At 39.6% G+C, this 12,803-nt stretch carries 11 protein-coding genes; 8 read left to right on the top strand and 3 right to left on the bottom strand.

What is annotated here, in order from left to right; genetic code table 11:
* Positions 1 to 89: 89 nt before the first annotated feature.
* From KO561_RS18655 to KO561_RS18645, 3 genes are all read left to right on the top strand, one after another.
* Complete coding sequence (locus KO561_RS18655; protein WP_231094818.1) at positions 90 to 1,436, top strand: MATE family efflux transporter; 1,347 nt, start codon at positions 90 to 92, stop codon at positions 1,434 to 1,436.
* Positions 1,437 to 1,661: 225 nt separating this feature from the next.
* Positions 1,662 to 2,297 (top strand): cysteine hydrolase family protein, encoded by a 636-nt coding sequence (locus tag KO561_RS18650; RefSeq protein ID WP_231094817.1) that lies wholly within the window; start codon positions 1,662 to 1,664, stop codon positions 2,295 to 2,297.
* Positions 2,298 to 2,389: 92 nt separating this feature from the next.
* A complete protein-coding gene (locus KO561_RS18645; RefSeq protein WP_231094816.1) occupies positions 2,390 to 3,070 on the top strand; it encodes a YetF domain-containing protein in 681 nt (226 codons plus the stop codon).
* 62 nt (positions 3,071 to 3,132) lie between these two features.
* Here KO561_RS18645 and KO561_RS18640 read toward each other — a convergent pair whose 3' ends face one another.
* The 3 genes from KO561_RS18640 to KO561_RS18630 all read right to left on the bottom strand — a co-directional run bounded on the left by KO561_RS18640 (position 3,133) and on the right by KO561_RS18630 (position 5,485).
* Positions 3,133 to 3,297 (bottom strand): hypothetical protein, encoded by a 165-nt coding sequence (locus tag KO561_RS18640; RefSeq protein ID WP_231094815.1) that lies wholly within the window; start codon positions 3,295 to 3,297, stop codon positions 3,133 to 3,135.
* 136 nt (positions 3,298 to 3,433) lie between these two features.
* Positions 3,434 to 4,039 carry a LysE/ArgO family amino acid transporter gene (locus KO561_RS18635; RefSeq protein ID WP_231094814.1) on the bottom strand — a complete coding sequence of 202 codons (606 nt, stop codon included), beginning with the start codon at positions 4,037 to 4,039 and terminating at the stop codon, positions 3,434 to 3,436.
* Between the two features lie 21 nt (positions 4,040 to 4,060).
* Positions 4,061 to 5,485 (bottom strand): amidase family protein, encoded by a 1,425-nt coding sequence (locus KO561_RS18630; RefSeq protein WP_231094813.1) that lies wholly within the window; start codon positions 5,483 to 5,485, stop codon positions 4,061 to 4,063.
* 300 nt (positions 5,486 to 5,785) lie between these two features.
* Between KO561_RS18630 and KO561_RS18625 the strand changes: the two genes are divergently transcribed.
* The 5 genes from KO561_RS18625 (at position 5,786) to KO561_RS18605 (ending at position 12,654) form a co-directional block, all read left to right on the top strand.
* A complete protein-coding gene (locus tag KO561_RS18625; RefSeq protein ID WP_231094812.1) occupies positions 5,786 to 7,186 on the top strand; it encodes a PTS mannitol transporter subunit IIBC in 1,401 nt (466 codons plus the stop codon).
* A 196-nt stretch (positions 7,187 to 7,382) separates the two neighbouring features.
* Positions 7,383 to 9,521, top strand: coding sequence for a BglG family transcription antiterminator (locus KO561_RS18620; RefSeq protein WP_269140724.1), 2,139 nt, complete (start codon positions 7,383 to 7,385; stop codon positions 9,519 to 9,521).
* Positions 9,522 to 9,534: 13 nt separating this feature from the next.
* Positions 9,535 to 9,972, top strand: coding sequence for a PTS mannitol transporter subunit IIA (locus KO561_RS18615; protein ID WP_231094810.1), 438 nt, complete (start codon positions 9,535 to 9,537; stop codon positions 9,970 to 9,972).
* Positions 9,973 to 11,130 carry a mannitol-1-phosphate 5-dehydrogenase gene (locus KO561_RS18610; protein WP_231094809.1) on the top strand — a complete coding sequence of 386 codons (1,158 nt, stop codon included), beginning with the start codon at positions 9,973 to 9,975 and terminating at the stop codon, positions 11,128 to 11,130.
* 477 nt (positions 11,131 to 11,607) lie between these two features.
* Positions 11,608 to 12,654 carry a P-loop NTPase family protein gene (locus tag KO561_RS18605; protein WP_231094808.1) on the top strand — a complete coding sequence of 349 codons (1,047 nt, stop codon included), beginning with the start codon at positions 11,608 to 11,610 and terminating at the stop codon, positions 12,652 to 12,654.
* Positions 12,655 to 12,803 lie beyond the last annotated feature (149 nt).

Here is a 12,803-nt window from a genome sequence, read left to right as displayed (position 1 = left end):
CGAGTTTAGATGAAAACCTCGTTGCATTCTGCTTCGATTTTTACAGGTAGAGTGATAAGGTGAACAGAGTAGTACAAAGGAGTTAGACAATGGGAAATCAGCATACATTTACAGAAGGAAACATTTGGAGACAAATGGTCGTTTTCTCTGCTCCAATCATGGTGACGAATTTGTTGCAAACGTCTTATCAATTCGTCGATAGTCTATGGGTAGGAAATTTATTAGGGGCAGAAGCACTTGGAGCAGTTGCAATTGCGAGTACGGTTATTTTTACAATACTGTCCTTTATTATCGGGTTGAATAATGCAACGTTGACGATTCTCTCGCAGCAAAAAGGGAGAGATGATGATGAAGGGCTAGCGCGATATGTAAATGCCTTTGTCGTAACCTTAACCTGTCTGGCACTAGTCCTAGGATTTGTAGGTTTTATGCTTGCAGAACCAATCTTACGTTTTCTAGGTACGCCAGAAAATATGTTAGAAGAGGCGACTGTATATTTAAAAGTGAATAGTGTAGGAATTATATTTTTGTTAGGGTATAACTTTATTGGAACCGTGTTAAGGGCGATTGGGGATAGTAAGACACCACTAACATTCGTTATGGTTGCTGTCGGGCTAAATGTAGTTTTGGACCCTGTCTTCATTTCACTGTTTGACTTAGGAGTTGAAGGTGCAGCATTAGCAACTGTGTCTTCTCAAGGAATCGCATTCTTATACGGGATGTATGATGTGATTCGTAAAGGAAAAGTGCCGTTTCGCATGCCTACATTACCAACTCGAAAAGAAGTAGGACTTATTCTTAACCTGGGGATACCTTCTGGCTTACAAATGGCTGTTATTTCTGCAGGCGTGGCAGCGATTATGAGTGTAGTGAATGGTCATGGTCCAGATGTAGTCGCTGGGTTCAGTGCTGCACAACGACTCGATAGTATTCTCATGCTTCCTGCTCAAGCACTTGGCACAGCTGTTAATAGTATGGCCGGTCAGAACATTGGATTAAGAAAATGGGATCGTGTTCGACTAATTACGAAATATGGAGTGCTCTATAATCTTGGAGTTATGTTAGTCTTTGCTTTCTTGTTAATATTGTTAGCGGGGTATGGGATTAGCCTCTTTATCCAAGACGCTGCAGCAGTTGCGTATGGATCCGATTATTTGAAAATTGTGGCCTTCTTTTATCCTTTCTTGGGAATTAATTTTGTTTTAAACGGCGTGGTGAGAGCGTCCGGTGCGATGTACCAAGTTCTTGTTTTAAATATTATTTCCTTCTGGTTGCTTCGTTATCCGGTTACTTACTTATTCTCCAATTGGTTTGGAGAAAATGGGATTGCTATTGGAATGGGAGTAAGTTTCATTATAAGTAGCTTGTGCGCCATTGGGTATTATATGTTTGGAAAATGGCGTCAAAAAGAGGTCTTTAAAGCAGCGGGAAAGTAAAAAGGTTGTTAGAAAATCTGACAAACCAACATGTAAAAATCCTTTCATCCTGTATATTGAATAAAGAGATATAACCTGGGGAGGTCAAGTTCTAGTCATAAACGATGTGATTAGAATGTAAATGGGCATTTATTTGAGAAGGGCGATTGTCCTTTTCGGATAAATGTCCATTTTTGTGTAATCATAAGGGAAGTGGAGCACGTAAAAGTAAGTCCTTAAGAAAGGATGACAAATGTGAGCCTTATAAAGAGAGTAGATCCTAAACATACAGCATTAATGGTTATAGATATGCAAAATGATTATTGTCATGAAGAAGGCTATCTAGCCAAGCAAGGACTAGACGTCTCCATGGTACCTAAGATGATACAGCCCTTGAAAGAAACAATAGAAGAAGCAGAGAAAAATAGTGTTCCTGTTATTTATGTCCGTACGGTACATCAAGATAGCACGGATTCCGAAACATGGACGAGACGATTGAAGGATAAGAACCAAAGCGGTTTATGTCGAAAGGGTACTTGGGGGGCTTCCTTTTTCCATCTAGAGCCTAAGAAGAAAGACGTTGTGGTAACAAAGCATCGTTATAGTGCCTTTATTCATACGAGGTTAGAATCTGTTTTACGAACCTATGGGGTTGAAACGATAGTATTAGCTGGAGTCAGTACCAATATATGTGTGGAATCGACGGCGAGAGACGGGTTTATGCTCGACTATGATGTTGTTATGCTGTCTGATTGTACAGGAGCCTTTTCACAAAAAGAGCACGATATGGCCGTGGAGAATGTTGATAAGTACTTTGGTTCTGTATCTGCTTCTGAAGATGTAATTAATGCCTGGAAGCAAAAAGTTGCCGTATCAACCTAAAACAGATGGAGGTTTCCTTCATCTGTTTTTTTAGCTGAATAATTTATAGGTTTTTTCTACATAGTAATCAAAAACAGGAAGGAAGAGAACCTGTGAACCCAGTATTAGATGTTTCGTTGCGAGCTTTATTCGGATTTTGTTTTTTATTGTTTCTAACCCGATTGTTAGGAAAGAAACAGCTTAGTCAAATGACCTTTTTCACCTATATAACCGGGATTGCCCTTGGAAACATAGCGGGGGATATGGTCGTCCACAAAGATATTAAGGTAATGGATGGTTTTATCGGTATGGGACTCTGGGCGGTGCTAACCATTGTCGTTGAATATATAAGCCTGAAATACGCAAAAGCTAGAGTATTATTGGACGGAGAACCTACTATAGTTATAAAAGATGGGAAGTTGCTTAAGAAAGCGATGAATGATTCTAGGTTGAATGTCGACGATTTGACCATGCTTCTTAGAGATAAGGATGTCTTTTCGGTAGCTGATGTGGATTACGCTATTTTAGAACCGAACGGAAAGTTGAGTGTATTGAAAAAGGAAGAAAAAGAGAATGTGACCAAAAAAGATATGCAGATTCAGCTGTCCCATCGAAAGTACATACCTATGGAATTAATTGTAGACGGGAAGGTCGTGAAAAGAAACTTGAGGGAAGTAAACAAGACGATGGAGTGGTTAGAGCAACAATTGAAAATAAAAGGTGCTGAACGTGTTCAAGACGTATTTTATGCTGAATTGAAAAGTGACGGAAATATCTTCGTTGACTTGAAGTGAAATGCACTCATCCCCTTGTGAATGGGGGTATTTTTAATTTATAGATAAAACAAATTCACTAATCATTTCGTATCCTTTTCTTCATCTCTATCTTTTTTTCGTTTTGCCATGTTTTTAAGAAGAGTGTCGCCTCCGAAGAATCCACCAATACTTCCGAATCTGATTATAAAAAACCAAGCAACGATTCCTGATAGAATGACTAATCCCGCTATAATATAATCAAACAATGGGAGCACCTCCAAAAAATTACATGTATCCTTAACTTACATACGCTTAACGGAATAAAAAGTTTCAGGTTTTGATAAAGAAAACAGAGTGTTGAATGGTTAAAAAATTCAACACTCTGTTTGATTTGAACTAATTTCATCCGATAGACAAAAACAAATATAGAGCCGTTCCCCACATAATAATCGCAGACACTTTATTGATCACAATCAACAGTTTTCCAGAGGAATCAAAGGAACCAATCTTCCTTCCTACTATCGCTAATCCGAAAAACCAAAGCCATGAGACCATAATACAAGCTCCTGCAAATGATATCTTTTCCAAACCAGTGTAAGTGAGAGAACTTGTACCGATAACTCCAATCGTGTCCATAATCGCATGTGGGTTAAGAAGCGATACAGATAACGCAAAGGTCACTTGCTTTTTGGGAGACATCGCACTTCGTTCCCCATTATCCTTCGGAACACTTCTCCAAGTTACCCACCCCATATAAATCAGGAACAGAATGCCAACGGTAAGTAATGTAACCCTGATCCATGCAGAGGCCAAGACAATCGCGGATACACCTAGAACAGCTGACCCAATAAGCAGTGTATCGCATAGAGATGCGGTTATGACAACAGGCAAAGTGCGTCTCCATTTTTGCTGCGTCGCCCCTTGATTTAAAATAAAAACGTTTTGAACACCTAGCGGTAAAATCAATCCGAAGGCAAGGACGATCCCATGGCTAATGGCGACCCGCATAATCTTCTTCCTTTCTAATGGTTAGGATAGCACTGGTGGAATCCGATGAAGAGTCGCTTGTTCATACGCATAGGCTAGTTCAATCAGCCTTCCTTCAGAGTATGCTAACCCGGTAAAAGTTACACTGATTGGAACTCCATTTTTCGTATAACCAGAAGGAACGGTGATGGATGGATATCCGGCTCTTGCTGCTATATCACAGCCTACATCATTAGGAAATAAGACCGCGTCTAGTTTGTTTGACTCCATGACTTTATCCAAGCCTTCTGTTTGCGAAAAGGTTAAATCATTTAGTCGATCTTGGAGATAGTCAGGATCTACTAATGTTCCGTTTTTCTTTTGCGATTCCTCTAACACGGTTTGGCCATACTTTAACGCTGTATCTGCGTGTTCCTCATTATAAGCAATCAAATCAGTTAAAGAATGTACAGGTAGAAAGCTAGCGACATCCTTTAAGTACGCGTTAATATCAATTTTAAATTCGTGAAACAAGACACTAGACTCTGGTGATTCAGCTGTTAAAGGAATATCAAACACTTCAGCGCCAGCAGCTTCTAATTCTTTTTTAGCTCGGTCGAAGATTTCTAATTGGTCATCTTTTAATTCATATAAATAGTTTCGAGCAACCCCAATTCGTGCTCCTTTCAGTCCGTCCTTTTTTAGGTGTACGGTGTAATCTTGTTTTAACTTCCCGATACTTGTTAGAGTTGCTGGATCTAATGGATCCAATCCGGTTATCGCACCTAGAATAACAGCAGCATCCGTTACTGTTTTTGCCATTGGTCCAGCCGTGTCTTGACTATGAGCAATTGGAATGATTCCGGTTCTACTCACTAAGCCTACAGTAGGTTTGATGCCAACAATGGAATTATGGGTAGCTGGGCCTAAAATGGATCCACTCGTTTCTGTCCCAATGGATGCCGTTGCAAAATCAGCAGCAATCGCAGCGCCTGAACCTGAACTGGAGCCACCGACATCGAAAGATCCTGGTCCGTATGGGTTTAAAACTTGGCCACCTCGAGAGCTATATCCATTTGGCATGTTATGTGTCATAAAGTTCGCCCACTCGGTCATATTCGTTTTCCCGAGGATAATAGCTCCAGCCTCCCGTAATTTTTGAGCGACCATGGAATCCTTACTAGCGAAGTGATCCGCCAAGGCGACAGAACCCGCACTTGTATGCATTTTGTCTGCTGTGTCGATATTATCTTTGATGAGAATAGGAATCCCGTGCAGTGGACCACGGGCACCAGATGTTTCTCTTTCCACATCCAATGCTTCCGCAACATGTAAGGCATCTGGGTTAATTTCTAAAACCGCATTAATCTTAGGGCCCTTCCAATTGTATGCTGCAATTTTTTCTAAGTAATATTTGGTTAATGCTAAAGAAGTTGTCTCGCCTTGCTCCAATAATTGTTGGATGTCTAAAATGGTTGATTGGTTCATGTTATGGACCCTCCTCAGGTTGAATAGTATGTATGCTTAAGAACATTATAATAAAGAATGTTTCGTTTACCTATTCGAAAGGTTTCTTATTCACAAAAGTCCTTTAAAACAAGGACTTTTCCATTATGCATAGGTGTAATCAAATTATGTCAACAATACCTGTGACAAAAGACCGATTAGATTGAATTGAAGATACCCATGAAACCGCTTTATGATAAGGGTAAGAAATTTATTTCTATTTATTTTAAACATCATGCATTAGTCATTATTCTAATTTTACGGATGAAAGGAGAAATTTAAATGGCACAAACAGGAGCACGTGCTAAAGTTCAAAAGTTTGGTAGTCACCTCAGTGGGATGATCATGCCAAATATCGGTGCATTTATTGCATGGGGACTTATTACCGCTTTATTTATTCCAACAGGATGGACTCCAAATGAGGATTTTGCTGCTCTAGTTGGTCCAATGATTACGTACCTTTTGCCACTATTAATTGGTTTTACTGGTGGACGTCTTGTTCATGATTTCCGTGGCGGGGTTGTAGGTGCGGTTGCCACAATGGGGGTAATCGTAGGTGCGGAAATCCCGATGTTCTTAGGTGCGATGATCATGGGTCCATTAGGTGGTTACATCATCAAAAAAGTGGACGATTTATGTGCAGATAAAATACGGTCTGGGTTTGAAATGCTTTATAACAACTTTTCCGCAGGGATTATTGGCGGCGCATTAGCACTAGCAGCCGTTACATTGATTGGTCCAGCTGTTGAAGGACTAACGAACATTTTATCTGCTGGAGTAGAAGTAATTGTAGAAGCAGGATTACTTCCATTAGCCAACATTCTCATTGAACCAGCGAAAGTCCTTTTCTTAAACAACGCGATTAATCATGGGATTTTAAGCCCGATCGCAGTAGAACAAGCAGCTGAGAATGGAAAATCGATTCTATTCTTATTAGAAACAAACCCAGGACCTGGTCTTGGTATCTTACTTGCATTCTGGTTATTCGGAAAAGGGGCTTCCAAGGCATCTGCACCAGGTGCTGTAATCATTCACTTCCTTGGTGGGATTCATGAGATCTACTTCCCGTACATCTTGATGAAGCCAATGCTAATCTTAGCCGCTATTGCCGGTGGTGTGAGTGGAGTATTCACGTTCTCCCTATTCAACGCTGGGTTATCTGCAACACCGTCACCAGGTAGTATTTTCGCTTTACTTGCTATGACTCCAAAAGGAAACTTTGTAGGAGTAATCTTAGGGGTTATAGTCGCAGCTGCTGTTTCCTTCTTAGTAGCGTCTCTTATCCTTAAGAGCAGCAAAGGAGATGAAGAGGAAGACATCTCTTCCGCAGCGCAAAAAATGGAAGAAATGAAAGGGAAGAAAAGCTCTGTAGCAGGAAGCTTTTCAGACTCTCCAGTCTCTTCTGGTGATGTGAGCAAAGTAGTCTTCGCGTGTGATGCAGGAATGGGGTCTAGTGCTATGGGTGCGTCCCTTCTTAGAGATAAATTTAAGAAAGCGGATATCGATATCGAAGTAACGAATACAGCGATTAACCAATTGCCTAGCGATGCGGATATCGTTATCACCCACAAAGACTTAACAGATCGTGCGAAAGCAAAACTTCCAAATGCCAACCATATTTCGGTGGAAAACTTTCTAAACAGTCCAAAATATGAAGAGCTAGTGAATCAATTGAAAAAATAATCATGGAAAAATGTCCTCCTATCGGGGGCATTTTTTACGTTTACTAAAAAGTGCGGATCTCCATAAGTAATAAATCGAGAAAAATCCTTTCTGATTGAGGCCCGACTTATTAAAATTTGGCAACATTCGGAATGACGAAAATGTATGAGGGTAATTGTTGTGGATGGTTTGTAAGAGGAATATTATTAAGTTAACAATGTTGACTCATACTAAGGGAACGAATGAGGGGGTGGCGGGACTGTATATCTCAGGAAGAGAACGAAAGATATTGGAGTTTCTTTTGGAGAATGACCGGGAAGTTACGATTCAAGAGCTTGCACAGTTCTTGGGTGTGAGTACACGAACGATTCACCGTGATTTAAAGGGTGTAGATGAGCTCCTTGCAGACTTCGATTTAACTTTGAACAAGAAATCAGGAGTTGGTTTAAGTCTGGAAGGGGAAAAAGAACATAAGGAACAGCTAGAAATTGCTTTGTTCCAAGTGAACCATACCGACTATACACCAGAAGAAAGGCACGCCATCGTGATGTCCGCCTTGTTAGAGTCCCATGAGCCAATTAAATTATTTACATTAGCTAGCGAGCTACAAGTGACCATCGCTACTGTTAGTAATGATCTTGATAAAATTTCCGACAAGTTAGAAGATTTTAAGCTTTCTTTGATTAGAAGAAGAGGGTATGGGGTTCGAGTAGAAGGAAAGGAAAAAGATAAGCGAGCTGCTCTAAGCTATTTGATCTCCCGCCATCTTGATGAGCTAGATTTCTTAGAATTGATTCGGAATAATATTCAGCTGAAATCCAAACAGCAGTTAGATATGATTTCAAACAGACTGTTGGGTATGGTCGCAAAAGAAAAGCTTTATATGATTGAGAGATGCGTCGATAGGGTTAGAAATGGACTCCCATATGATTTAGCAGATAGTGCGTATATTGGCATTATCGTACATCTAGCATTAGCTTTAGAGAGGTTACAAAAGGGTGGTAATATTCAATTTGACCCAGACTACTTAAATGAGTTAAAAGAAACGAATGAATTTGTGATAGCGCAAGCGATGATTGAGGATTTAGAAAAAGCTTTAAACCTTCATATCCCAGAAGATGAGATTGGTTATATCACGATGCACCTTATGGGAGCGAAGATTCGTTATAATGACGAATATGTATTAGAGGAATCCAGTCTAGATGTTGCTTATAAAGCAAAAGAGCTTATTCAGTATGTCGGTGATCGTTTGGACGAGGATCTGAATAGTCATACAAGACTGTTTAATGATTTAGTCGCACATTTGAAGCCGACGATTTATCGATTACAGCAAAACATGACAATCAAAAATCCCTTACTCGATGAAATCGAACAAGATTATCCATTGCTTTTTTCTATCATTGATGATGGAGTAAAAAAGATTTTTGAGGACATAGCATTTCCGAAAGAGGAAATTGCCTACCTCGTTTTGCATTTTGCTTCCTCCTTATTAGAAGTGGAACAGAAGTCGGATTTGAAGACACTTGTTATTTGTGCAAGTGGTATCGGTACCTCCAAGATGCTTGCTTCGAGATTGCTGCAGGAGATTCCAGAAGTTCAAACGGTCGATAATAAGTCGCTATTTGAGCTAGAACAAATCGAACATGATTTCTATGATTTGATTGTTTCAACCATCCCACTGTCACAATTAGAAGATAGTGAGTACGTGACCGTATCCCCGATTTTAACCAAACAAGAAATTCACCAAGTGAAGAAATTTGTACGAAAACAATCCATTCAAAAACGGGCAGTTACCACAAAAAAGAAGGAACCAGGAAAAGTAACGAGTATTCAGTCCGTGGATCGACTGAAGATAATGCAAAACTTCTCAAATGTTTGTTTAGATTTATTAGGTGGCATTCATGTAACGTATATGGAAGAGAAACTCTCCATTCATGAGTTATTGAAGATAGCAGCAAAGCAGTTAGAAACGTTACAAGTAACCGAAAACAAAGATGAAGTCGTCGGCAAGCTGATAAAGCGAGAGCAGCTAGGTGGAATGGGTATCCCACAAACGTCCTTGGCTCTTTATCATACGAGAAGCTCTTATATCCGTAAACCATCTTTAACCTTTTTCGGATTGCGCCATCCTATAATCGTTTCCGCCATGGATGGAAAGAATATAAGTATGTCCTGCCTTATGTTGATGCTAGCACCGGAACAGGCAACAGAGGAAAGCCTAGAGGTGTTGGGATATATTAGTGGATTACTAGTGAGAGATCAAGAAAGTATTGATGTATTTGAATCCTGTGATAAGGATAAGATCAGTAAATATTTATCTCATCAGCTTAATTTATTTGTGAATGATAAGTTATAAAGGAGTGTTTGTTTTGGCAAAAGAGATTTTAACAACAGATAATATACGATTGGATGCAAAACTAGAATCAAAAGAAGAAGCCATCCGCTTTACGGGGGATATTTTAGTAGAGAATGGTTATGTTGACGCAACGTACGTAGATAAAATGTTAGAAAGGGAAGAAGTGACCTCTACTTATATCGGAAATAATGTTGCGATTCCTCACGGTACAGAAGATGCAAAAGCGGCTGTAAAAGAAACAGGATTATCTATTGTTACTTCCCCTGATGGAATTGATTTCGGGAGCGGAAACATCGTGAAAATCCTAATTGGTATCGCTGGAAAGGGAAATGAGCATTTAGAAATCCTTTCTAAGATTGCGTTAGTATGTGCAGAAGAAGAGAATGTAGAAAAATTAGTTCACGCTCAATCTAAAGAAGAAATTTTAAATATGTTTAATGAGGTGAATTAAATGCAAGCTGTTCATTTTGGAGCAGGAAACATTGGAAGAGGATTTATTGGGTTATTGCTGTATCAGTCTGGGTTTCACACCACATTTGTCGATGTAAATAAAACGGTTATTGATGCACTTAATGAACGAAAGCGATATAGTGTCACACTCTCGGATGAAAATAGTGAGAAACTGCCAGTAGAGAATGTACAGGGGATTAATAGCGGGGAAAACCCTGATGCTGTCATCCAAGCCATTGCTGAAGCGGATATTGTGACAACCGCTGTAGGGCCAAATATTCTCCCAATCATAGCAGACTTAATCGCAAAAGGTTTGCAACAGCGGTACAAGCAAAGCAAAAAAGCATTGGACTTAATAGCTTGTGAAAATATGATTGGTGGAAGCTCGTTACTTAAGGAAAAGGTATTTGAAAAACTCTCCAACGAGGAGCAACAAAATTTTGAATCCCTGTTCGGTTTTCCAAATGCAGCTGTAGACCGAATTGTTCCGAACCAAGTGAATGAAGATGTTCTAGCAGTTTCGGTAGAACCTTACTATGAATGGGTTGTTGATCAAAGCCAGTTGAAAGCAGGAAAGCTCGATATTGCAGGGCTCACCTATGTTCCTGATTTAGCTCCGTATATCGAACGAAAGCTATTTACGGTTAACACTGGCCACGCGGTAGTTGCTTACCTGGGAGCGTACTTAGGGTTCCAAACTATAAAAGATGCGATTGATGCGGAACAAGTAGAGGAGATCTTACAAGGTACATTGGAAGAATCAGGATCAGTCCTTGTGAAACAGTATGGGTTTGATCAAGAACAGCATAAAGCCTATATTGAAAAAATCATTAATCGCTTTAAAAATCCATACATTTCAGATGAAGTAAATCGAGTTGGTCGTGCACCATTAAGAAAACTTGGACCGAACGATCGACTAATTCGTCCTGCTAGCCTTTACCAAAAGCTCATGAATAACGAACCCGTAAACTTGTCGAAAACTATTGCTGCGGCCTTGCAGTATGAGGATCCAGGAGATGAAGAAGCGGTTAAACTACAAAGCATTGTTAAAGAAAAAGGCTATAAGGGAGCACTTATGGAAGTAGCGGAGTTAGAAGAAGGAAACAAGCTACTAGAAAGTGTATTAAAGCAAACAGATGCATTAGCAAAGCTGAAGTGAAAGGGAGATAGGTTAAGCATTTCCCTTTTGTTCGGGAAAAACTGAATGAGCAAGTTAAATGGCATACCAAATTGCTTAGATATTGGTATGCTGTTTTTTTATGGACCAACTACGATTTCACAAAAAGATGTTGTTGATGAGGATCGTTTTTTCTGAGAGGACATAGGCTCCGCTAATTGTGCGAAAGCAGCAATTAATAAGTTTTAAGGACATCTGTTCCTTTATTTATCAAAATAAGGCTTATATCCTGGGAATATCACTAGATAACGAACTGGATGTCCTCTTAAACAGAAATATAGGTGTATTCCAAACAATAAGGTACTCCATGTCCTCCAGATAATCACTAATGAAAGTTGGTAAGTCCTTCACCTAGCTGGATTTTATTTTAGCGTAATTTTTTTACTTTTTAAAGAAATTGATATTGCATTTAAAAGTAATTTGATTTACTATATAGAGTAAATATAGGAGGTGTAAATAATGGAAAATGAAATGAAGCTAAATGTAGCCCTGTTAAGAGAACGTGTCCCGAACTTAACAGTGGCAGCAAAGTCTGTTGGATTGAGACCAGCTACGGTATCCAATCTTTGTACAGGAAAGATACCGTTAGCAAGAGCAGAGGTGCGAACCTTAGTTAGCTTAGCAGAGCTAGCACAATGCAAATTGGATGATCTAGTGATTAGGAAAGGGGAGATGGCCATGATTGAAACGGGGATTAAAACGTTGGATTTCTTTGCGCCCATCGCAAAAAGAGGTGCAGTAGGTTTTGTTGCTCGTCAAGGAATGGGGCAGTTAGTATTGCTTACAGAGCTATTTCACCGTCTAAAAGGAATGGGGTTTCACACCGTGTTCTTTCTCTCAGATGAAACGGCAACAGGTATTGATGAAGTTTTAACGGAAACGGATTATGATAGCAAAAGTGGGGAAGAAGTATTCCGAAAACTCGTTGAGTTCGGAAAGGGTGCCGATATTATTCTTGGGGTTGATCGCAGTGTCTACTTATCGGAATCATTTTTTGAATTACGAGATAAGTTAATAGCGGAAGATATTCATCCGACCCTAGCTATTGTCGATACAACGGGAGAATCTGTAGACGAAGATTTACCATATGGACCATTAGATACGTTGCTCGAGTTTGATATGGAACTAGCCTCTCAACATTACTACCCAGCTGTAAACCATATCACATCTACTTCAATTGTGTCGGAAGAGCTAGCCGTAGATTCGGAGCATCTGAAGCTGTTACAAAAAGCAAAGAAAACGATTAGAAGATATAAGGAATTAGGTTATTTGGTTCGAGAAAGAGGAATGGATGTGCTTTCTGAACAAGATCAAATCACGTATAAACGAGGAGAACGATTAGTTGCCTTTTTCACACAGCCTTTCTACGTTGCCGAAGCCTTTACCAAACAAGCTGGGGAAACTGTAGCACTAAAAGACACTTTAGCAGGGGTGAAGCAAATCGTTAATGGGGAGCAAGATCAAGTAAAACCTGACGACCTGTTATATGTAGGAAGTATAAACTGAAGAACCTTCTTCTTTACAGAAGAAGGCCCAAATCATACAGAAAGATCACAGTGGTGGCTGTGGTCTTTCTTTCGTTATATTATAACATGTTTCAATCTGTATAAATTAATGCGTAAATGAAAAAGGATAAAAGGGTGAGATTTAAGTGT

The sequence above is a fragment of the Radiobacillus kanasensis genome (assembly GCF_021049245.1).
In the GTDB taxonomy this organism is placed as follows: Bacteria; Bacillota; Bacilli; order Bacillales; family Amphibacillaceae; genus Radiobacillus; species Radiobacillus kanasensis.
This window is presented reverse-complemented; position numbering and strand designations above follow the sequence as displayed.

Coding starts and splice junctions, on each gene's coding strand:
- KO561_RS18620 (WP_269140724.1), top strand. CDS start 7,383: ATGTTGACTCATACTAAGGGAACGAATGAGGGGGTGGCGGGACTGTAT.
- KO561_RS18605 (WP_231094808.1), top strand. CDS start 11,608: ATGGAAAATGAAATGAAGCTAAATGTAGCCCTGTTAAGAGAACGTGTC.
- KO561_RS18625 (WP_231094812.1), top strand. CDS start 5,786: ATGGCACAAACAGGAGCACGTGCTAAAGTTCAAAAGTTTGGTAGTCAC.
- KO561_RS18630 (WP_231094813.1), bottom strand. CDS start 5,485: ATGAACCAATCAACCATTTTAGACATCCAACAATTATTGGAGCAAGGC.
- KO561_RS18610 (WP_231094809.1), top strand. CDS start 9,973: ATGCAAGCTGTTCATTTTGGAGCAGGAAACATTGGAAGAGGATTTATT.
- KO561_RS18650 (WP_231094817.1), top strand. CDS start 1,662: ATGACAAATGTGAGCCTTATAAAGAGAGTAGATCCTAAACATACAGCA.
- KO561_RS18655 (WP_231094818.1), top strand. CDS start 90: ATGGGAAATCAGCATACATTTACAGAAGGAAACATTTGGAGACAAATG.
- KO561_RS18635 (WP_231094814.1), bottom strand. CDS start 4,039: ATGCGGGTCGCCATTAGCCATGGGATCGTCCTTGCCTTCGGATTGATT.